This window comes from Methanobacterium sp., assembly GCA_012838205.1.
Taxonomy (GTDB): Archaea; Methanobacteriota; Methanobacteria; order Methanobacteriales; family Methanobacteriaceae; genus Methanobacterium.
The window spans coordinates 23,935-46,689 of sequence record DUPR01000049.1 but is presented as its reverse complement, the minus strand read 5'-3'; the positions used below and the strand labels follow the sequence as shown (position 1 = coordinate 46,689).

The following is a 22,755-nucleotide window of genomic DNA, read 5'->3' as shown; positions in this document are numbered from 1 at the left end:
TATTTGTATTGTGTCTAAACTTTATATTAATTTATTTATAATATCTTTTGTAATTTTAACTAGCCCGATAGTATGAGGCATACATTTCCAAAAAATTTATGGTATTAGGAACTATGGAACTATTTTCAAGTAATATAATTCTCTTTAATTCTCATCATGGCTGACAAATAGGGGAGTGTCCTGAAAATATCCTATGATTTTTTGTAATAATAATCCTATATATGAAAAAAAATTTATATTATTCTTTTTATCATATCATCAACAATGTTTAGGGAGGAATATGTCGGTTGAAAATAAAAATAAAGAAGTTTTTCAAGATTCTGTGAATAACGATCAAATCAATCTTAAATCACATTATCCTAAGAAAAAAAGATGGGGAGATCGAAAAGACGGTTGGATATTAAAGAATTTAAACCCATTTTCCAATCTTGTCCCTCATTTAATGACTTCCAGAAACTCATCGGCAATATATTTTAAAGACAAGATCGATGTTACTGATTTTGTTTATTATATTCATAATAAAAATAAAGAATTATCTATCAATCCAGTTTTAACTCTTGAGGGGCCTGTTGAAAAAATCACATACTTTAATGTTTTTTTAGCCGCATTAATCAGGCTTTTTACAGTTAAGCCTCATTTGAATCGCTTTATTTCTGGAAGAAAATTTTATCAGAGAAAGAAAATTGAAGTTGCTTTCGTAGCAAAAAAGGAATTTACAGAAGAAGGCGAAGAAACTATAATTAAAAAATCCTTCCAAAGAGATGAAACTTTATGGTCAATTGTTTCAAGATTAAATAAAGGGATTAAAGTTGTTAAAACTGAAGATAATGATGATGCCACGGATATACTTAATTTTTTTGCCAAATTTCCTAAAACAGTAGTTCATTTAGCCATCACTTTACTAAATTTTCTAAATTACATTGGTAAATATCCTAAAGCTATTTATAATGAAGATCCTATGCATGCCAGTGTATTTGTCGCAAATTTGGGGAGTATTGGCCTTAGAAATGTTCCATATCACCATTTATATGATCGAGGAACAACTTCTGTTTTTATTTGCTTGGGGGAGATTCACAAAGAGAAAATCTACCAAGAAAAATCTGGAGAATTCATTGAAAGATATTTTGTTGAAATTTCTACCACCATTGATGAACGTATAAGTGATGGATTCTATTATATCAGGGCTATGAATGAATTTAAGAAAATTTTAAATAATCCTAAAGCACTGGAAAAAAAATTGGAACACATCCCTATTGATGACTCATTATAAAAATAAGGTTGTATTATTATGAAGATTTCACCTTTGATAATAGAAGCACCAGATAAATTAAACTATAACCGGCCTTGGCTTAAGTCATATAATAAAAATACGCCTGCTAATCTTGTTTATCCTGATAAAACTATTTATGAAATGTTAGCAGATTCTGCAAGAGAAAATACCAATACTGTTGCATTGGAGTTCATGGGAACAAAAACTAAGTTTAAAGAACTAGTTTCCCAAGTAGATAATTGTGCTAAAGCATTATTAGAGATAGGTGTGACTGAAAACGATGCAGTGACAATATGCATGCCCAACACTCCGCATGCAGTTATCATGTTTTATGCGGTTAATAAAGTAGGGGCCATTGCCAATATGATTCACCCCTTATCTGCACCCAAGGAAATTGAGTTTTACTTGAAACATGTGGATAGTAAATTTATTTTAATTGGTGATTTTTCTTATAGTAACTTAAAGAAGGTTCAGGAACGTCTTGAAATCAATAAGATAATAGTTGCCAAAATCAGCGATTTTTTAGGTAAAAGGATGACTATGGGTTTTTGGGCTTTCGAAGGTCGTAAAATTCCAAAAATCAAATATAAAGAAAATGAATTACTTATTTCATGGAAAAAATTTTATAAACTTGGTTTAAATTCCAATAAAGTGATTAAAACTAATATGAAACCAGGTGATGGTGCTGTAGTCTTATATACTGGTGGAACAACTGGGATCCAAAAAGGAGTTTTATTATCAAATGATAACTTTAATGCCCTTGTTGTGCAATGCTTAGCTCATTTAAATGACGAACGCTTGGGAGAAATAAAAAAAGATAAAATAATGTGCATCCTTCCAGTTTTCCATGGATTCGGACTCACAGTTTGTGTCCATCTTCCCATGTGTGTAGGGGCTTGTGCTATTTTAGTCCCAAAATTTAATTCAACTATTTTCGCCGACCAGTTTGCTAAACACAAACCACAGTTCATTGCCGGAGTTCCAACACTGTATGAAGCATTGCTTAGAAGTAAAAAAATGAAAAAATCGAATTTTAAGTGCCTAAAAGGTGTTTTTGCAGGTGGAGATTCAGTTCCCATTGAATTAAAAAATCAATTTAATGAATTTATCCAGAAAAGGGGCAGTATGGTCACCATGCAGGAAGGATATGGTTTAACTGAAACTGTTACTGTCAGCTGTTTAATACCAAATACCAATGATAAATTGAGTAGTATGGGTATTCCGCTGCCGGATATGTTATACAAGATCGTTAAGGTAGGAACTACTGAAGATCTTCCTCCAGGTGAAGATGGAGAAATCTGTATCAGCGGCCCTACAGTAATGTTAAAGTATTATAATAATCCTGAAGAAACCGATAAAGTGTTAAAATTGCATCCTGATGGTTTAAAATGGTGTCATACTGGTGATTTAGGTTACATGGATGAAGATGGATTTTTTTATTTCAAATCCCGTATTAAACGCATGATAAAAAGTTCTGGTTATTCCGTTTTTCCCAATCAAATCGAAGAGGTCATAAATAAACATGAAGCAGTATCCTTATCTTGTGTTATTGGTGTACCTGACAAATACCAAATAGAGAAAATTAAAGCATTTATAACATTAAAAGAGGGATATTCAGATTCTGATAGGATTAAAAATGAAATAATGGATTTATGTAATGAATATTTAGCTAAATGGAGTGTTCCCAGGGAAATAGAGATTCGAAAGGAATTACCCACGACTCTTATAGGTAAAGTTGATTGGTTGAAACTTAAGCAAGAGTTTGCAGAAGCATAATCTCCTTTGCACTATAAATAAAGTACAATTCAATCTTTTTGGGAATAAAAACCCATAAATAACGTGTTACTTTAATGCACAATCAATTAAGAAATTTTAATAAGAATATTGTAGTGACAACTATTTTTAATAAAATGCAGTGTATAACAACTACCTTTACAATTTCACATGCCTACAATCATAATCACTACATTATACTTATTTATGTTTTTAAAATGGTGAAATTGGTATCTGATTTTTAATAAGTAGAATATAGACTGTACGATTATTTTTTAAAAATTATATATTATATTAGACTAGAAATTAGTTTGGTGATGAGATGCGAATAGTGATCACAATTGGTGGATCTGTAATAATAAAAGATCATAATTACAAAAAATTTCAGGATTATGCTACTGTTTTAAGGGATATGTCCGCAGAACACCAAGTCATGGTGGTTGTGGGTGGAGGTAGTACAGCAAGGGATTACATTGGAATAGCCAGAGATATGGGAGCTTCAGAAGCAATTTGCGATGATATTGGTATTGAAGTAACGCGGCTTAACGCACGTCTGCTCATAACAGCTTTAGGGGAAGATGCTTATCCACGAGTGCCCTATAACTTCAGTCAAGCCCATGAATTTTCTTCATTGGGTAAAATAGTGGTTATGGGTGGAACAGAGCCTGCACATAGTACTGATGCGGTGGGAAGTATTCTGGCTGAATTTGTAGGTGCTGAATTACTTTTAAATGCCACATCAGTAGATGGTTTATTTGATAAAGATCCCAATAAATTTCCAGAAGCTCAAATGATAGAAGAAATTACTCCAAAAGATATGATGGAAATGTTGTCGGATAAGGATATGAAGGCAGGTACCTATGAATTTTTGGATAAAACTGCTATACAGATCATAGCTCGTTCTAAAATAAGAACAGTTATATTAAATGGTGAAAATCCAGAAAACTTAAAAAAAGCTATAAATGAAAAAATAGGTACGTTAATTATTCCTAATCCCGAATAATTCTTCCCTTTCCACATAAATAATCAATTATTATTGTTCATAAAAAAAATTCAAACCTATATAAATTCTAAAAAATATAAGAAAGAGGCAATATTCATGATTGAACAGCACAAACACTGTCCCATGTGTGGGACACCAATACCCATGAGTGAGAAGTTTTGTTCTCCTAACTGTGAAGAAATAGCACGCGCAAACCAGCAAAAAGTTCAGAAAACCCGAAAAATGCTGTACATTCTATTTGCAGTATTTGTACTTGTCTGGATATTTTTCATGTTAAAAGGCAAAATTGGATTGTAAAATTTTAAATCCCATTTTTTTTAAAACTACACCTATTTTTAAAATAATAAGATTAATTCTCTAATTGGCATAACTCCTAGAAATTTATCATTCCCTCTTCATTTATTGCCAGATTTTCTTTTATTTTCATTCGCGAATATTCAGTATTCCAATAATTAACAACCCAATTCCTATTATTAATCCTAAAATTTTGGGATCAATATTGTAATAACCAATAATTACAAAGAAGAAACCAAAAACCAACCCAAATATTCCTGCATACACTTTAAATTTTTGTTTTTCTCCAACAAATAGTGCTATGAATCCATTTACAATGAGTAATCCTCCGGTAATTATATACGCCCAAAAACCCAAGTTTATTATCCAAGATGAGTTGAATAGGAATATTAAACCCATAATAATTCCTGCAAACCCTACTAATAATGGGAATAACCATAGATCATTGGAAGTTCGTTCACTTAAACCCAAAATTGCTAACCAAACTCCCATTCCCAATATTAAAACTCCAGATATCAGCCCTATAGTAGCTAACCCTACTACTGGCGCGGCAATCATAATAACAGCCACAATTATTGCAATGACACCCACAATTGTGTTTTTCATTCATACAACTCCTAAAATGATGTTTTATTAAAAATCTATTTCAAGCCATAGTCCGCAGATATCTATTTAGATTAGATCAAATTTATTTAAATGAATAAAGTCTGATGAATTGGTCCGATGTTATCAAATTAAGATAGAAGTTACTGATACGGCTACAATAATTGTTTTGTTTTTAGATTATAATAAATTTGGTGTTTTTACCAGTATTTTACAAGTAAAATAGTGTTAAACCACCTAGCTCAAATACTATAAAGATAAAATAATAAGTATATTTAATAGAAAAATCAGCGATTGACTATGTTGGAGGTTTTCCGATGCTTGTTTTAACCACTCCTACAATAGAGGGAAAGAAAATTAATAAATATTATGGTTTAGTAACTGGCGAGTCTCTATTGGGGGCAAATGTTTACAAAGACATGTTCTCTGGAGTCAGGGACGTGGTGGGAGGTAGAACTTCTGCCTATGAAGAAGAACTTAAAAAGGCTAGAGAAGTAGCTTTGAAGAGTATGAAGGATAAAGCCGCAGATAAAGGGGCTAATGCAGTAATTGGGGCGCGCGTTGCCTATCATAATTTAGGTGGAACCATGGGTAACACTATTATGGTCACTGTGTTTGGAACTGCTGTTTTTTATCAAGAATAGAAATTTGATCTTTTTTTGACCATAGTATAAAGAAAGGGAAGGGATGAGATTGTTTGCAGCAGTGAAAAATAATTTAGTAGAAAAACGCTGGGCAATCATTGCCGTATTGATAGGTACCGGGGTTGGTTTTTTATCTGCAGTTATCTGTGTGAAATGGCATTTAGTAATTTTTGGCTTTAATATATTATTTATAGTATCTCCCCTTATTGCCGGATTCGTTGAAACGTTTATAGCTCGTCGCATGTATGGTAAAAGCACAGGAGCTATTAGTGCACTTTTAATATTTATAATAATAAATGCATACGCTTGGCTTTTCCCCAAAGATCCTATTGTACTTAATTTTTTTACTTTAGGTGGTCTGGCATTGATGATTCAAGCAGCATTCCCCATTTTGATAAATTATTTAGTATTTGTGGTTTTTTTGGGTGTTTTAACCTATATTATAGGGTTTTTAGGGAATTTACTCTCGAAAGCTATGGATAAAATCAGTAAAAAACCTCTTGAATCTGAAGGTGTTGAAAAGATTCCTGAAGACACATTTGAAAATTTAATTGATAAGTTAGAGGTTCCTATTGTGTCCATCCCTCACATGGATGGAGGTAAGATCACTAAACACATCGGTATGGTAACTGGTGAGGCAATAGTTATGGAAAACTCTGAAGGAATATCTAAACTCACTAAGAAACTCCATTTACAAGACATGAATTTGGATGAAGTTAAAAGTGCGGCTCTCACTCGCATGCTTCAAAATGCCAAGGAAATAGGCGCAAATACGGTAATTGAAGTTTTAATTGACTATAATTCTATTGGAGGATTAATGGGTAATGCTATTATTGTAACTGCCACTGGGACTGCTGTTATTTATGAATAAATAAGAAAAATCAAAATTTTTTAAATTAAGAAGTAGATAACGTTTATAACATCAATATCCAATTTGACTTTGATTTAAACAGAAATAGTATATTTCAAACACCTTACTCTCTTTTTTTAATACATTGTTAAAATTCGAGGAAAACTTCATTATTCTATGATTCGGATGTGAATAGGGAGATGGTATCTTCAAGATCAGATCCTTATTTTTCAGTGGGTACTTTATATTTGCTTTTAAGCTCATTGATTTAGACTGGCAGTGGTAACTCATTAAAATATCAAAGATAATTCTTGTTTTAGTGGGGTCTTTCAGTTACATTTTATTGGATAATTACATTATCCACAAAATCAATTCCAACACACTTGAAATTGGTTATGGAAAAGATCTAATCTACAAAATTAATACTATTTTCATATTACAATCCAAAAAAATATAGATAATAAAAATCAAAATAATAATTAAAATCCATTCAAGCTAATTAAGATTAATATTTGAGGTGGAAAATGTTAAACGAAAAAATAAATGGTATTTTAATAATGATTCTTGCCATTGTTCTAGCAATATTTATTTTAGCAGTTCCTGACTGGGTATATTGGATTTACTGGTTAGCAGTAATCATAATTTTATTGTATGGTCTTTATTTATACTTTGTCAAATCTTAAATTCCTTGGCAAAAATTTCTTTTTTTTTTTAAAAAAACCCATTTCTTAATAAACAGAGGGGAAGTATAAGAACATAATTTGACTATCCTCTCTTTTGATAAAGGTATATTCCATATAAAATTAGTAATACAACTGCAAGCCAGTACGTATATATCAAAAATTTGGGCAATGCAAAGTAGATAATAGCAAGTAAAACACCCAATGCCAACATTACAATTCCATTTATTTTGTTATTCATCATTTCACTCCATCTGCTATCTTAAATTTATAAATATATATAGTTCCACTATTATTATTTTTTTAGTTTTAGTGGGGAACATTTTTTACATTTTCCGTTTAATCGTAGATTTTATTTATTTCTAAATAATCTAAGGCAAACAATTTATATTTTCAGAAACAAATTATTGATGATAATAAAAAAGATTTAACTAAAATAAATGGAGGAATAAGATGAAAAATCCTGTATTGGCCCTTTTGGCGATAATTCTTGGTTTATTAGTAATAGCGTTTCCACTGGCAGGCCTTGTCGCTGCTGGTGTGTTAACTGGTTTTGTAGTTTTGATGATAGCTATTTGGCTTTTGATTGTAGGCGCTTCTCAGATGGATATCAGTAAAACTGCAGGCATTTTGAACGTGATATTGGGTATAATAGTTCTGATTGTAGGCATTGGTCTGATATTCAGCTCTGCATTATTTGCATTCTTAACTGCCTTCTTACTATATATTGTGGGAATATCCATGATAGCGGCCGGTGTAATAGCTCTACTTTCTCGCAGCGCATACAAAAATGCCACTTGGGCAGGAATACTTGGAATAGTCCTGGGGTTACTTTACATACTATTGGGAACATTAGCCTTTGATCCAGTTTATTTGGGAATTTTAATAGGTGTTTGGCTGATAATTAACGGTGTTCTAGCCTTATTTGAGGAATAGGCCTAAAAAAATAGTAAAGGGGAATTTATTCAAAGATGCCCAAATAATTTTTTACCCATTTTTTACTTATTTTTTATTCATTTCAGTTAGAATGCCTTTAATCTCATTCATTTCGGCTTTTATATTTTTTAAATCAGTTTTAATTTCATCAATATTTTCTCTTTTGATTAAATTTGATTCTAAATCATTTATTTTATTTTCAAGTTCTTTAAAATAATTAATGCTAGATTTAGCCATTTTTTCACGATCTTCCCGTAATTTATCCATTAAAGAGGAAGTTGTGGCGGCAGTTAATAAGCTGGTGATGCCTATTGCACTGATCATGGCGATTATGCCAATTAAACGCCCCCATTGCGTGTCTGGCACAACATCCCCGTAACCAACTGTGGTTATGGTCTGAATAATGTACCAAAATGAATCTTCAAAGGTGTTAACTCCAGGATTAATACCTTTTTCCAACATAAAGAAGGCTACTGAACAAAATAAGAGCACTACTACAAAAAATGCAAAACCATATATCAAACGACTTCTTTCAACGAAATCATCGACATACCTACCTATTTGGCGAGCAGAAAAGAGTAATGCAAATATTTTAATAAAACATAAAATTTTGAGAATTATTGATGTTTCATTCATCCCCAAAAGAACAATTCCAATAAAGTAAAAGGGAGCGATGGATATAAAACCATTCCAATTCTGTTTCACATAAGTATTTTTTTCATGTCCTCGTATTTTTATCAAATAGCCTAATAAGAGTAATATGCTAGTTATGAGGTCAAAAAATACAATATTTATGAATAAAGTTGGTTTTATGGGTAAAAAAATGCTTATAAAAAGTAAAAAACCATCAAGAAAGATAAATATTATAAAAATTATTTCAAGTAGCAACTCCAATCTACGATTCATGATTTTCCTTTAATTCTTTTAACAAATATCTTTTATGTTTTCAATACATCATACAATTAATCAAATTATATTTCTGTACTTTTTAAAAGCCCTAACCTTGAATCCCCATTCAACTTCGTTCTGAAAGTGTCGCATATCATAAACAATTACATTTAAATAATTTTCAAGATCGTCTGGAATCTTATTATCTTCTGAATTCAATTCTAACACATCAATGTTTGCTTTGGGAAGAATAACATTTTTTTCAACTGACAAAGCCAATTCATTAAGTGCGTTTATTACTTGTTCCTTGAAACGGTCTAGATCTGGTAAATATTCCGATGATTCTAGGATAGTTGCCACTGCAGTCAGATCTGCTGCCAATTTTTTATTACATGTATTCAATCGATTATATAGGTCAACATCCATATAAACATCATCAAACGTATCTCCAATCTTTTTAATAGCTGATTCTAGATTTTTTTCTTCCAAAATATAATTTCTAAAACATGAAACTGCCAAGTCATTATTATAACTCATTTCTTTGTGGGGGATTACAGTATTAATATATTCACGGTTGGCACGGATGGTCTTGGAAATCTGTTCAGGAAGATTTATCGTCATCTTACTGGGTAATATTAAATATGCACAGATAAATGCAATAATAGCACCAATACCGACGTAAAAAAGCTTAGCAAGCGCATTCTCACATAAAAACCCTGTTGGGCAAATAAATACCACGAAAACAGAAAATGCCATAATAGAAAGGCCCATTTGGGTTTGATAGAACGTTCGAAATAAAACAAGCATCAAAAAACCAATCATGATAAGTAGGGAGTTGGGGAAGATTAATCCAATTAATATTGCTAATATAATAGCTATAAAATTAAATGAAACCCTTAAAATGAGGTTGTTGAGGGTACTAGTAACATCTGGTTTGAAGATGATTAAAATACCAATAATGATCCATATTATATCGGGGTCATGGACTAAATAGACTGTTAGAAGACCTAAACTAAGAGCTAAGGTGAATCTCAGAGCGTGGCGTATGTACATGTTATTAAGATTAAAATTTGCAGATAAAACATTTTTAAAGGAAGTACTAGCCAAATATGTCATATTTTTTTCTAAAGAAGGATATTCAGCTTGTAATAGTATATTAGTTCTTGTAAATATTTTTTGTATATCTTTAGATAAACGAACAACTGTATTTCCACTGGGATCGCTGGTTAATTTTTTTTCCATACTTTCTATTTTCTGATCCAATAATCCAAGGGGGACTGGGTTTGGATCTCTTTTTACACTGGAAGCTATTTCCTGGCTAGTTTTATTGGCAGTATCCATAAAATTCTGGAATAAATCACGAGATTTTCCTGATAATTTGATTAAAACAATTTTACTGTATTCTCTTAAGCCAACAAGAAAAGTTCCAACTTGGAATAGTTCATAATCCCTACGATCAATAGGCAAGTCTGATAATGCTTCACGTACTGATAAAACATGCTCCAGAGATGTTCTTGGTCTGAATGGTGAGGAAATCATGTTCAAAAGATCTTCTTTTCTTCCCAAGAACTTTGGTATGAAAAGAAAAGATCCAATCAAGTAGGCAAAAATTATGTAAAGTGCCAAGTCCCAAGTGGAAACCTCAGGGTTTACCAGCAGCACTGACAAGAAGTAGCCACTGAATATAAGGAATCCAAAAAGTCCCATTGTTTCGCTAAAAATGTACAGGGAAAGACTGAAAAATGCCCAAACAACCGCGAAAAATAGAAACACAGGCAAGCTGGTAAGGGCCAATGATGAACTAATAAAAGCTAAAAAAGTTATTAAAAATCCTATGAATGTTAGAGGAATAATCTTACGTAATGGGAATTGAACATCTATGAGTATAGTTGCTATAAGAGTGGTAAAAACTATTAATTTTATTCCCTGATCAAAACCGATAAATTTAGCTAATAAACAAGCTAAAACCATTAAAAAGATGGATTTAAGCGCATGTTTCCATGGTGGTTTACCAATGGGTTTTAAAAATCTTATTAAATTCCCCTTGAAACCTTTTTGTTCCAATTGCAGACCTCATTCTCTTTTCTTTTAAATTTTTTATAATTCCCTTTTCTTTTCTTAGTTATTATCCCAACAGAAACTGCCTAGATTTTTTTATTATTTGTGGATTGGTAATTTTCTTATTTATTTTTATCCAGCATTCCATGCTCCCCTAATACTTATCTCTAATAGGGATGATGATTTACACTATGCACTATTATGGCAGTTAAAATCCAATAACTTACATGGCAATTTTTATTATAATAATTGCATCAATCTATGGGGTGTATTGGAAATGGGTGAATATGCTGGATGATAAAATTTTCCAAAGGGCATTCTGGAACAAAAAGTGGAAACATTTAGATGTAAGGCTCCCAACCCAAAACACCTAGACACACAATGAATGATTTATTTACTGACAATGCGGGTGGAACATTTGAAGCATATTAGGGAGTTTTACTTATAGAACAGCAGAAAGAGAAGGTTAAAGGAAATTTGGTGATAAAATGGAAATAAAAAATACTATTTATTTTGAACTTGGTTTACTACAATTGTTGTATGGAATGTTTCATAATTCCCATATTTTGGTATTAAGTTAAAAATCGCAATTTGGCATTTTTAAAAAAATATAATATGAATCACAACATACATTTTTCGTATATTCTCATCTTTTTGAAAAAATTATTCCAGTTCACACAAGTTATAACAAGTATATCTTAGGGACAATGATTCAATTATGAAGAAAAAAAATCCAAATACTTTAAAATACATGCAAAAGGTTCAAAGAGGCATGAATCATTGGCGCAATAAAATAGGAAAACCTGAATTCAATCATAAAGATTTCAAAGTGGAACACGTTGATGTTACAATTCAAGGATTGGATCCTTCTTTCAATGATTATTGTATTGCAAACATTTCTGACATTCATTTAGGCCAATGGATTACACCTAAACATCTTGATGGAGTTATAGATATTCTCAATAAAGAAAACCCAGATTCTATAACCATAACTGGAGATTTTATTTCATATGTTTTGGATGATGTTGCCTGGGATCTCGAAAACTCGTTAAAAAGGTTAAAACCCAAGGATTCCACTATTGCAGTTTTAGGAAACCATGATCACTGGTTGGGTGCTGAAAAAATTCGCAAAATATTGAAAAGAAGCAATATAATTGATGTTAGCAACGATTTTTATACTATTTATCGTTATGACGCTCCACTCCATATAGCTGGTGTTGATAGTGTTATGTTGGGTATGAATCGGCTGGATATGGTTATGGAAAAACTTCCAGAAGAAGGTCCAGCCATACTCCTGGCACATGAACCAGATTTTGCAGATATAAGCTCTAGCACTGGACGATTCAGCCTTCAAATATCTGGTCATTCCCATGGTGGGCAGTTTCTCATCCCAGGTTTGGGAACCTTTGTCAGAGGGCCTCATTTTCTTAAATATCCTGTTGGGAAATATATGGTGGGGGATATGGTCCAGTACACCAGCCGGGGCTTGGGAACAAATGTGTTCTGGTTGAGGATAAACTGTGACCCTGAAATCACTATTTTTAATCTTAAATGTCCAGTTAAATAATTAATGGTTGGAATAGTCCTATGGAGTAGCCTAGATGGAAAATATGGAAAAATATGTTTTGGATTGGCAAGATAATGTTCAAGATCGTTCCCGGTTTTACTGGTTAGGCCGAATACTAGTTATGTGGATTGGAGGTTTCCTTGGTTTTTTAATTATTGACTATTTTTCGGTTGGTTTGCATTTCAGTAATCGGTATATGGCGTTTTTTGCCGCAGGATTCGTTGGACTTTTAAATATTTTATTCTGGCCCCTTCTGACAAAAATACTCTTACCATTCATGGTTTTCACTGTGGGGATAGGAGCTCTCTTACTAAATGGCTTTATAATATGGTTGGCCAGTAATTTTGTAGATGGTTTTACCATTGGAGGCCCAGCTTTAATACTCACTCCCATTGCAATGGCTGCTGTCACAACATTTTTATCAGCTATTTTAACCATTGATGATGATGCCACGTATTATCGTAGTGTTATTAGAAAAGTTAAAAAAGGAAAAATCAAACTTAAAGGAAAAAAAGGAGTTATATTCCTGGAAATAGATGGACTTTCTCTTAACGTATTAAACGAAGCTATTGAAAAAGGTTGTATGCCTACTCTCCAAAAATGGTTAGAGGAAGGAACTCATAAGGTTACTGGATGGGAAACTGATCTTTCAAGTCAGACTGGAGCTAGCCAAGCAGGCATATTACATGGAAATAACCAGGATATTCCTGCTTTTCGATGGGTTGAAAAGGATAAAAACAACAAAATAATGGTTTCAACCGGATTTTCTGATGCTCCCCTAATTGAAAAACGGATTTCTGATGGAAATGGTCTTTTAAAAAATAAGGGGGCCAGCAGAAGTAACCTTTTCTCTGGTGATGCTGCTGATGTTATTTTCACATATAGTCAACTGAAAAACTTGAAAAGGTTTTACACACGTGCATGGTATTATGTATATTCTTATCCTTCAAATTTCACTCGTATTGTGGCCCTATTCTGTTGGGATGTTTTCATGGATTTTGCTTCTCAATTTGTACACTGGGTAATAAATAAAAAACCTCGTATAAGGCGAGGTTTTATTTATCCATTTGTAAGAGCTGGGGCTAACGTTTTTTTACGTGAAATAACTACTGCAGTTCTTATTGGGGATATGTTAGAAGGTGAAATTGATGTTGCTTATGTAACTTATCTTGGCTATGATGAAATAGCTCATCATTCGGGAGTTAGAGACTGGGATGCTTTTTATGCCCTTAAAAAATTAGACAGGCAAGTGCATCGTTTGGAAAATGCTAAAAAATATGCGCCACGTCCTTATGAATTAGTGGTGCAGTCTGATCATGGCCAAACCAATGGTGCAACCTTCTTGCAGAGGTATGGGTTGACTTTAGAAGATTTAGTCAGAAACTTAATGCCTCCAGATACTACCATCTATAGTGAACTTTCCTCAAATGAAGACCATTTCGGGCAAATGATTCAAAATCCCATTGAGGATAGTAAACAGTATATTAAAGTTAAAAGTGAAATGGTGGCAGATGAAACTAAGTATTTTTTTGATAAAGCTGTGGAAAAGATTGATAACTCTCCTTCGTTAAAAGAAAAGGTTTTAACTTACTTGCAACGTCATAATAATAGTAAAATTCCTGAAAAAACGCCATCATCTAGCGAAGCTCAAGTTATTGTCCTTGCATCAGGAAATTTGGGATTAATTTATCTCACAGAACACGTTGAAAGACTAAATTTTGAACAAATAAAGATTTTTTATCCAGATTTAATTCCAGGTCTGGTTCAACATGAAGGTGTGGGATTTATAATGGTAAGGTCTCAAGAGTTCGGTCCAATGGCAATGGGAAGTAAAGGTGTACACTTTCTTAAAGACGGCACAATTGAAGGTGAAGACCCCTTAACTGTTTTTGGACCAAGAGCAGATATTCATCTTTCCCGTACCGATAGTTTTAAATATGCTCCAGATATTTTGGTTAACAGCTTTTACGATCCTGCAACTAATGAAGTGGCTGCTTTTGAAGAGCTGGTGGGTAGTCATGGTGGTTTAGGTGGTGAACAAAACCAACCATTCATTTTACACCCTTCTGGTTGGGATATGGGATCTGAAAAGATAATCGGCGCAGAAAACTTATATAAGGTGCTCAAAAATCAGTTAGACAAACTATAATAATTATTCAATTTTTTCGAATAGAAACAAAAATATAACATATTCTTGAAAAAATCGATTATTCAGATGGATTGATAGTAAGAATTAAAGAAATTAAGTGCTAAAAAAAATGGAGGGGAATTATTTTCCTTCAGTTATGGGTATTTTCCACAGATAACCTACTTTTTTCCCGTTTAATTGTTTATTTTTACCTTTCTTTTTGGAAAATTGGGCTTCAGACCCTTCCCATGATTCAACGTTTTCATCAAGGTATTTGGCTATTTCATCACTATATTTTTTGGTTCCAATGGTGTAAATATCACTCTTGTTACGAATATAGCTAATTCCATCACCTTTTTCTTCCATGACCTTTGATATTTTCATAATTTTTTTGTAAAAATCTACAGACATTATTTATTTCTCCTTTTGTTCTTGGGTTAGTTTATTATTCATGAATCTAATTACGGATTTTTTGGAATTTTTAAGTTAAATAATCGTTAATCCATTTATCTTTAAACTCTGAAATTTCTATGCATATAAAAAATAAAAATGTGAAAAATAGAAACTATATTTCACACGCTATTTACTTAAAGGATTATTAAAGTGTAACACCCATATCCAACTGTTCTGTAAGTTCTTTGTATCGGTTACGAATAGTTACTTCTGTCACTCCTGCTATGTCTGCCACATCACGTTGGGTTTTTCTTTCACCCAGTAATACTGAGGCAATGTAGAGTGCTGCGGCAGCGACTCCTGTTGGCCCTCTTCCAGAAGTTAAACCTTTTTCCATGGCTTTTTCTATGATTTCTATGGCTTTTGATTGCACTTCTCCTGAAAGATTCAATTCGCTGGCAAAACGGGGCACATAGTCAACTGGGCTAGTTGGCGGTAGTTTGATATTGAGTTCTCTGGTAAGGAAACGATAAGTTCTACCTACTTCTTTCTTACTAACTCTGGATACTTCTGCAATTTCATCAAGGGTTCGGGGGACATTACACCTTCTGCAAGCTGCATAAAGAGATGCTGCTACCACGCCTTCAATGCTACGTCCTCTAATGAGTTTGTTTTCTACTGCATTACGATACACTACGGATGCAGCTTCTCTGACACTTCGTGGAAGTCCCAGTCTAGAAGAGTCACGGTCAAGTTCAGACAGTGCAAAGGCTAAGTTTCGTTCGGTTGCACCAGATATCCTAATTTTTCTTTGCCATTTTCGCAGACGATACCACTGCGCTCTGTTCCTGGCGGGGATGTCCCTTCCATAGATATCTTTGTTCCGCCAGTCGATCATGGTGGAAAGACCCTTATCGTGAATTGTGTAAGTGATGGGCGCACCTACCCTTGTTCTTTTATCACGTTGTTCATGGTCAAAAGCCCTCCATTCTGGTCCCATATCCACCAGGTTGTCATCAATTACCAGGCCACAGGCACCGCATACGATCTCGCCACGTTCATGATCATTTATAAGTTTTTCAGATTCACATTCTGGACATTTTGTCTCGATTTTTTCAATCTCGGACATGTCCTGTTTCATCTGTTCTTTTCCCGAAACTTCAGTCTTTTTGGTCATTTCGGGAACGTTTTCAATTAATTCTTCTTTCGTTTCCGTCGCCCCCATTTCTTCTTGGCTTGTTTAGGTACATAAATACTATCTCCAACTCTGTTTTCAAAGTTTTTAGAATTTTTTGCATCAATCTTTACTGAGATGTAAGGATCCTTAGTTGGTCCGAAAACGTCGTGAATAAAACCTATTTTCTTTTTACGAGAGTTAAAAACAGACAACCCCAATGCGGGGGTTTGATGTGATCGGAGTATAATTCGCCCTCGGTTAGACAGATGCAGTATATTCCCAAGTTTCTTCATGCACTAAAACCGAAAATCTTATATACTAATATTCTTACAGAACTACTATATAAATATTTCGATAGATTTATAAAAAAGATCATATTATATCTAAAATGCATCATGTTCAGTTAATTGTTTAATGGTGTGAAATTATTTTTGTTTTTGACTTTTTGACCATAATAGAGGGCTGCAATGGCGCCAATTATTGTGGGAACAATATAACTGGCTAAACGATCGATGAGGCTGGCAGCCATTACTACATCTGCTGAAACTCCCACAACAGCAAAAAGAGCGATTAATGTTCCTTCTCTTATGCCCCAAGCTCCTGGAAGGAGGGGTAAGAGGGAAATCAGGATTCCAATAGTGTATATAATCACCAATGGTACTAATGGAGGATATACTCCCAAAGCCCCAAAACATACATACATCCTTAACATATCTAAACCCCACATTGCAAAAGAGAGGAGAAAAGCTACCAAAAATACATCGCGATCTTTTAGGGCTGTTAAAAATCCAGTGGAAAAACGATTTATATAAACAACTATTTTTTCTCGAATTTCATTAAAGGAGATATCTTGTTTAGTTAATCTGATAACCGTTGGATAGATTGATTTAGCAATAGAAATTATTATTTTCTGGGTCATTTCTTTACGGAGCCCTGCATAAATTAATATGCCAAATAAAGAGATAGAAAAGATGATCATTACAATAACTAAGACTTGGGTAACAGGGGGTATTTTCCAAGAAAGCACAAATAGTGCGGCGATAATTGATATTAGTATGAATGGGAGAAATTCAAAAACTCGATCCGCGGTAGATGTTGCAAAACCAATTTCAAATGGTGTACCTTCGATTTCTTTTAAAAGATAGGCTCTAAGTGGTTCTCCTCCTGCAGCACTTGGTGTAACATTGTTTCCAAACAAGCTAGCCAAAAGCATCATGTAAAGTGTTCTAAATTTAGGGGCGGTATCCACCACATCCAGTATCATTTTCCACCGAGCAGTCCAAACTAGCGTTATTATGGCTTCTATAATAAAATTAAATATTATCCATTCGGATTTAGCTTTTTTTAAAGTTGTAATAACTTCATCAAAGCCAATTAGGAAAGTCATTGCAAAAATCAAAAAAGCAGCCACTGCAAATGTGGTTAATATTTTCCATTTATATTTTCTAATAACTTTGTACGTGTCTTGCATAAACACCTCAAAAGATTCTAAGTCTTCATTAAAAAGAATTTCGGCAACAATCACTCTGTGCTATATTAAATAAAGTTAAGTTGAAAAATTAAACTCAATTCATTACATGATAAATTGATTAGATAAATCAAATACTTAAAATATCCGATAAAAACGCGCCTTCTTCAAGTTGGCTGAGAATTTCATCTTCATTCATTTTAATTTTAACTGCCTCTTCAATTACATTATCAACTAGTTCTTTATCTATTACAACCACTCCGCAGTCATCTCCAAAAATCCAGTCCCCAGGTTTAACTTTTACCCCACTACACTCAAGATTGATGTTGGTTTCCCCATTAGCTTTTGGTTCTCCTGCATTAGGAACTATTGCACGTGAAAAAACAGGGTAATCAAGATTATAAACCGCTTCTATATCTCTCATAGCCCCAAAGATAACGGTGCCACCAAGGCCTCGTTTTTGGGAGTACTTAGAGAAAAGTTCACCCCACACTGCAATTTCATCCCCATCGCAAGATATAAAAATAATATCATTTTTTTGGGCATTTTCGATGGCCTTAAGCGGGGTTCCCCAATCATTTTGTTTAGTTTTAACAGTAACAACCCTACCATTAATTTTCAAATTCTTTTTAATTGGTTTAACCCCTTGAATAACTCCATATTTTCCAGTTAAATTCTTCAAAGCATCTGAGATCTGGGAAGTGGTTACATCGACATTTTCCGTTGTAACATCAGTTGGGTCATGATATTTTTTGGATGAGAACTTTTTTAATAGATAATCAGTGGAAACTTCAATTTTTCCAGTCATAAAATCAGTCCTGAGGTGTGGTTACTTCTTCAACCATTGTTTTCCCTGCCACAACCTCGTCAACACTGTGTATGGAGCCACCGTACTGTTCAATAGCTTGACTAATTTCCTCAAAGTTTAAATCATTACCTTGCATGGTGACTTTAATGTTCTCAGTTTCCTTGTCAATTTCCATTAAGGTAATATTAACTCCTTCTACACCACTTACTCCGCTTAAAAATTTAGCAAAATAAGGTATTGTTGGTTCATGTGGTTTTAAAATATCTAAAACTATTCGAATAAGACCTTCTGCCAATCTTAGGCCCTCCAGTATGTTATAACATCTATATTCACTTACATTATTATGTATAATTCATATATAAATTTTTTATTCAAGCATCACAAATCACGATACCTACAGAAAACACAATTAATAATCATGAAGACATATTGCAAAGTGCTCGACAGTTTTTTGCTTCTTTTAATCAGTAGTTAAATCTCTATAAATTTTTTCTGTTATTTTTTTGTTTAAAACAATTTAAGTGGGAAAGATGAATGTTTTAATAACTTCAATTTTATATAGGAGATAATGTATAATATTTATTAGATACTTACTTAGCACCATCAATAGGGCTTATCATGAGTTTTATAAAGTTGTCTAGTGTGATCGAAGAGCTTAAGATCTGTGTGGAACAAGGAATCCCGGTTCTAATTGAAGGCCGAAAGGATGAAAATGCCTTAAAAGAGTTGGGGATAAATGGAAATTTTTTAAAAGTTTCGGGATCAGGACTTAAACTATTCGAGATCGCAGAGATAGCAACTCAATCATCATCACGAGTGGTCATACTAACTGACTTTGATCGAAAAGGCAATCAACTTGCCAAAAGACTTTCTGAAGATATTCAAAGTCTTGGTTCGCACCCTGACCTTAGTTTCAGGAGAACCATCATGGGTATTACCCGTCGCTTTATTAAGGATATTGAGAGCCTCCCTCGGCACCTGGAGCAACTGGAACTTCAAGAAAGCCCATCTGGTGGGCAATGGTATTACTATCATTAATAGTATTTCCAGATACTGATCTTCAGGCTGCATGTATGATAGCCTCATTTTATCAGTAGTATCTATACATTGATGGAGGCCCATAATATGGGAACTAAAGAAGAAATCAGTACAACTAAATATCTTATTCATGCTCAAATAAATGCTAACGGGATCGTTGAAAAACCGGACGTGGTGGGAGCCATATTCGGACAAACAGAAGGTCTTCTCAGTAACGATCTGGATTTAAGAGAACTACAAAAAACTGGCCGAATTGGCCGAATTAAAGTTAATATTAACTCAAAAGCAGGCAGATCCAAAGGAGAAATAGTTATCCCGTCCAGTTTGGACCGGGTGGAAACTGCTATTTTAGCTGCATCATTGGAGACCATAAACCGAGTTGGACCATGCGAAGCCTACATCCAAGTTAACAAAGTAGAAGATGTAAGGGCTGTAAAAAGAAGGAAAGTAGTGGACCGTGCTAAGGAACTTTACAAAGGAATGATGGAAGAAGTCACTCCTGAAAGCCTCAAAATGATTGAAGAAGTTAAAGAAGCCATGCGCATACACGAAATCACTGATTTTGGACATGATAAACTCCCAGCCGGTCCTAATGTAGCTTCTTCTGATGCAATACTTGTTGTGGAAGGACGCGCTGATGTTCTAAACTTACTTAGATACGGTGTTAAAAATGCAATAGCAGTTGAAGGAGTTAGCGTACCAAAAACTGTGGCTGAATTAACAAAGAAAAAGACCGTAACTGCATTTTTAGATGGAGATCGTGGCGGGGACCTTATTTTAAAGGAACTTCTCCAAGTAGGGGAACTAGATTATGTAACCAGAGCTCCCCGGGGTAAAGAAGTCGAAGATCTCACCAAAGATGAAGTTATGGTAGCTTTAAGGGATAAAATACCAGTGGAACAAATTTACCATGACATGGGGATAAAACTGGATAAACCTGAGAAAAAAGCAGCAGATAAAACTCCTGACAAGATCAAGTTACTTAAAGGAATACTGAAAGATGTGGAAGGTTCAGGAAACGCAGAAATCCTGGATGATGCTCTTAACATTCTTAAGGAAGTTAAAGTAGAATCCCTTTATGAAGAACTCAAAACTTTACAAAATGAAGGTGCATATGCAATTGTCTTTGATGGTGTTGTAAGTCAAAGGCTAATTGATATTGCCAAAGATAAAGGAGTAAAACAGATTGTTGCTGTTCGAATGAGTGAAGTGGTTAAAAAACCAAGTCCTCTGAAAATTATTACAGGCAGATAATCTATATATTTTTGCCAATAATTTTTTAGAATCTTTTCATAAAATGGCTGATCCAGAAATAATTTTGGATTAGCATTCTTTTTATTTATTATATTTGATATTAACTAATTAATATTAACTATTATTTTTCTTAATCTACTGTCAAAGTTATTATTATAAAAATTATCCTATTTTGTATATATTAGATGAAGAATGGAAAGATTTAATTATTTTATTAGAAATATTCTTATATACAGAGCCTAAAGTTGGTTTAAAATTATAAAAAATTAATTATTGATAATATGACCCATTATTCTAAGGGAAACTGGAAACTATCCCATGAAGATCCAAACAATTTTGAAAAATTGGAAGGTAAGACTTCTAATTACCCCAATGAGAAGAATTTTTTGGAAGTTTATGATCTTCTGGAAATGATGGAAGATTATCTTTTTGAATTGGAAATACGAAACTACTCCCATAATACCATCAAAACATACCGCTCTATAATCAGAAATTTTCACAATTTTTTGAAAGACGAAAAAGAACTAAAAAATGAAAAACAAGTTTTAAGGGGCTTCAAACGTTTCATACGCCATTTAAAGCGTGAAAAAAAAGTGTCACAAAATTATATCTACTTGGTTACAGTCGTGGTAAAAAAATTTTTCGAATTTGGGGGGGTTCACATCCTTGAAGAGGTGAAAACTCCAAAAAGAACCAAATCACTCCCTAAATCTCTTAATGAGGATGAAGTTAAAACCCTCATAAATGCTCTAGATAGTTACCATCCCATGGACTCAGATTCCCCATCATCTGAATCTTTAAAGCTCAGAAATAAACTTATATTGGCCCTCTTATATTCTTCTGGTTTGAGAGTATCTGAATTAGTCACTTTAGAACTTAACCACGTTGATATTGATGAAAGAACCATTCGAATCAGAGGTAAGGGTGAAAAAGACAGAATTGTCCTGTTTGATGATGCTACTCGTGAAATATTGGTAGAATATATTCAAAAACGATCTTGTGACAGTGAATATATTTTTGTCAATCGTAGAGGGAACCATCTTACCCCTCGTTATGTTCAAATGATGATAAAAGACTATGCTAGGGTTGCAGGCATAAAAAAGAAGGTAACTCCTCATATATTACGGCATTCCTTTGCCACACATTTGTTAAAAAATGGTGTGGATATCCGTGCTATTCAACAACTCTTAGGCCACTCTAACCTATCAACAACTCAAATATACACCAGTGTAGATATGGAAACACTCAAGAATGTTTATGATCGTGCTAAATTAGTTTAATAATGCTTTAACATTGTTATTATTAATATAAGTTAAATCATGGGATTTACGAGTAAAAACTTATTTTAAAATATGGCAATTTCAGGGTTACGTGCTTATAAAGATTATCAAAAGTACGGTTGATGAAGGTTTTGATGTTCCGGCATTTTATGTTTTGAATGCTTGGAATGGTTTTGATCTTTCAACGATCAGTTTCAACGAATCATTGCATAAATTATCTTTAAAATTATAAAAACGCAAGTGAGGTTCAAGTGTGGTTGTTTTGAACTGTTAATATTCAATTAAATATCCCTATAATATTTATAAGAAATTTAAAGCTTTTTAATTCATTTTTAGCGGTATTAGGGGGTATTCATCAAATATTAGTGCTGTTTCGTCTTTTTAAGGAATTCAACTTATTTATATTTTAACCATTGTGTGTTTTATGATTAGAGAATATGGTTTAAAAATAGAATTTAATTATTCTTTTATTAAATAAATATAAAAATATATTAATATAATATGGCTACCAAACATATCCTTATGTTGCTTACATTTTAATTATTCAATTGAGGTTGTATGGGTTTAATTTTTTTTCATGAAAAAATTAGAAAAATTTTATATGTTAATATCAATATAAGATATCTAAACTCGATATCTAAAT

Annotated in this window: 21 protein-coding genes; 12 read left to right on the top strand and 9 right to left on the bottom strand. The window is 33.2% G+C overall.

What is annotated here, in order from left to right; all coding sequences use genetic code 11:
* Window positions 1-280: 280 nt before the first annotated feature.
* The 4 genes from GXZ72_07685 (at window position 281) to GXZ72_07670 (ending at window position 4,343) form a co-directional block, all read left to right on the top strand.
* Window positions 281-1,270: a hypothetical protein gene (locus tag GXZ72_07685; protein HHT19425.1), complete on the top strand. Its 990-nt coding sequence runs from the start codon at window positions 281-283 to the stop codon at window positions 1,268-1,270.
* Between the two features lie 18 nt (window positions 1,271-1,288).
* The gene (locus GXZ72_07680; protein HHT19424.1) at window positions 1,289-3,046 is read left to right on the top strand and encodes a long-chain fatty acid--CoA ligase; all 1,758 of its coding nucleotides are present in this window, start codon (window positions 1,289-1,291) and stop codon (window positions 3,044-3,046) included.
* Between the two features lie 319 nt (window positions 3,047-3,365).
* On the top strand, window positions 3,366-4,046 hold the full coding sequence (gene pyrH / locus GXZ72_07675; protein ID HHT19423.1) for a UMP kinase: 681 nt from the start codon (window positions 3,366-3,368) through the stop codon (window positions 4,044-4,046).
* Window positions 4,047-4,142: 96 nt separating this feature from the next.
* Entirely contained in the window at window positions 4,143-4,343 is a 201-nt protein-coding gene (locus GXZ72_07670) for a DUF2116 family Zn-ribbon domain-containing protein (GenBank protein ID HHT19422.1), read from the top strand.
* 126 nt (window positions 4,344-4,469) lie between these two features.
* Here the strand turns inward: GXZ72_07670 and GXZ72_07665 are convergent, their stop codons facing one another.
* Window positions 4,470-4,946 (bottom strand): hypothetical protein, encoded by a 477-nt coding sequence (locus GXZ72_07665; GenBank protein HHT19421.1) that lies wholly within the window; start codon window positions 4,944-4,946, stop codon window positions 4,470-4,472.
* A gap of 314 nt (window positions 4,947-5,260) precedes the next feature.
* Between GXZ72_07665 and GXZ72_07660 the strand changes: the two genes are divergently transcribed.
* The 3 genes from GXZ72_07660 (at window position 5,261) to GXZ72_07650 (ending at window position 8,053) form a co-directional block, all read left to right on the top strand.
* Window positions 5,261-5,587 (top strand): YbjQ family protein, encoded by a 327-nt coding sequence (locus tag GXZ72_07660; protein ID HHT19420.1) that lies wholly within the window; start codon window positions 5,261-5,263, stop codon window positions 5,585-5,587.
* Between the two features lie 49 nt (window positions 5,588-5,636).
* Window positions 5,637-6,458 carry a heavy metal-binding domain-containing protein gene (locus GXZ72_07655; GenBank protein HHT19419.1) on the top strand — a complete coding sequence of 274 codons (822 nt, stop codon included), beginning with the start codon at window positions 5,637-5,639 and terminating at the stop codon, window positions 6,456-6,458.
* Window positions 6,459-7,570: 1,112 nt separating this feature from the next.
* Window positions 7,571-8,053 carry a DUF308 domain-containing protein gene (locus tag GXZ72_07650; protein HHT19418.1) on the top strand — a complete coding sequence of 161 codons (483 nt, stop codon included), beginning with the start codon at window positions 7,571-7,573 and terminating at the stop codon, window positions 8,051-8,053.
* Between the two features lie 66 nt (window positions 8,054-8,119).
* On the opposite strand, the gene GXZ72_07645 is transcribed toward GXZ72_07650, so the two are convergent.
* Complete coding sequence (locus GXZ72_07645; GenBank protein HHT19417.1) at window positions 8,120-8,959, bottom strand: potassium channel-like protein; 840 nt, start codon at window positions 8,957-8,959, stop codon at window positions 8,120-8,122.
* A 60-nt stretch (window positions 8,960-9,019) separates the two neighbouring features.
* On the bottom strand, window positions 9,020-11,005 hold the full coding sequence (locus GXZ72_07640; protein ID HHT19416.1) for a hypothetical protein: 1,986 nt from the start codon (window positions 11,003-11,005) through the stop codon (window positions 9,020-9,022).
* A 712-nt stretch (window positions 11,006-11,717) separates the two neighbouring features.
* Between GXZ72_07640 and GXZ72_07635 the strand changes: the two genes are divergently transcribed.
* On the top strand, window positions 11,718-12,566 hold the full coding sequence (locus GXZ72_07635) for a metallophosphoesterase (GenBank protein ID HHT19415.1): 849 nt from the start codon (window positions 11,718-11,720) through the stop codon (window positions 12,564-12,566).
* 34 nt (window positions 12,567-12,600) lie between these two features.
* Window positions 12,601-14,715, top strand: coding sequence for a phage holin family protein (locus tag GXZ72_07630; protein HHT19414.1), 2,115 nt, complete (start codon window positions 12,601-12,603; stop codon window positions 14,713-14,715).
* 120 nt (window positions 14,716-14,835) lie between these two features.
* Here GXZ72_07630 and GXZ72_07625 read toward each other — a convergent pair whose 3' ends face one another.
* The 6 genes from GXZ72_07625 to GXZ72_07600 all read right to left on the bottom strand — a co-directional run bounded on the left by GXZ72_07625 (window position 14,836) and on the right by GXZ72_07600 (window position 18,835).
* On the bottom strand, window positions 14,836-15,105 hold the full coding sequence (locus tag GXZ72_07625; protein HHT19413.1) for a hypothetical protein: 270 nt from the start codon (window positions 15,103-15,105) through the stop codon (window positions 14,836-14,838).
* Between the two features lie 187 nt (window positions 15,106-15,292).
* Window positions 15,293-16,228 (bottom strand): transcription initiation factor IIB, encoded by a 936-nt coding sequence (locus GXZ72_07620; GenBank protein ID HHT19412.1) that lies wholly within the window; start codon window positions 16,226-16,228, stop codon window positions 15,293-15,295.
* Between the two features lie 53 nt (window positions 16,229-16,281).
* Window positions 16,282-16,557 (bottom strand): hypothetical protein, encoded by a 276-nt coding sequence (locus tag GXZ72_07615; protein ID HHT19411.1) that lies wholly within the window; start codon window positions 16,555-16,557, stop codon window positions 16,282-16,284.
* Between the two features lie 110 nt (window positions 16,558-16,667).
* On the bottom strand, window positions 16,668-17,735 hold the full coding sequence (locus tag GXZ72_07610; protein HHT19410.1) for a UPF0104 family protein: 1,068 nt from the start codon (window positions 17,733-17,735) through the stop codon (window positions 16,668-16,670).
* 127 nt (window positions 17,736-17,862) lie between these two features.
* Entirely contained in the window at window positions 17,863-18,540 is a 678-nt protein-coding gene (locus GXZ72_07605; protein ID HHT19409.1) for an RraA family protein, read from the bottom strand.
* Window positions 18,541-18,544: 4 nt separating this feature from the next.
* The gene (locus GXZ72_07600; protein ID HHT19408.1) at window positions 18,545-18,835 is read right to left on the bottom strand and encodes a DUF211 domain-containing protein; all 291 of its coding nucleotides are present in this window, start codon (window positions 18,833-18,835) and stop codon (window positions 18,545-18,547) included.
* A 323-nt stretch (window positions 18,836-19,158) separates the two neighbouring features.
* Here GXZ72_07600 and GXZ72_07595 point away from each other — a divergent pair, with 323 nt between their 5' ends.
* The 3 genes from GXZ72_07595 (at window position 19,159) to GXZ72_07585 (ending at window position 22,112) form a co-directional block, all read left to right on the top strand.
* The gene (locus GXZ72_07595) at window positions 19,159-19,578 is read left to right on the top strand and encodes a hypothetical protein (GenBank protein ID HHT19407.1); all 420 of its coding nucleotides are present in this window, start codon (window positions 19,159-19,161) and stop codon (window positions 19,576-19,578) included.
* A gap of 87 nt (window positions 19,579-19,665) precedes the next feature.
* Complete coding sequence (locus GXZ72_07590) at window positions 19,666-20,832, top strand: DNA primase (GenBank protein HHT19406.1); 1,167 nt, start codon at window positions 19,666-19,668, stop codon at window positions 20,830-20,832.
* Window positions 20,833-21,113: 281 nt separating this feature from the next.
* A complete protein-coding gene (locus GXZ72_07585; protein ID HHT19405.1) occupies window positions 21,114-22,112 on the top strand; it encodes a tyrosine-type recombinase/integrase in 999 nt (332 codons plus the stop codon).
* Window positions 22,113-22,755 lie beyond the last annotated feature (643 nt).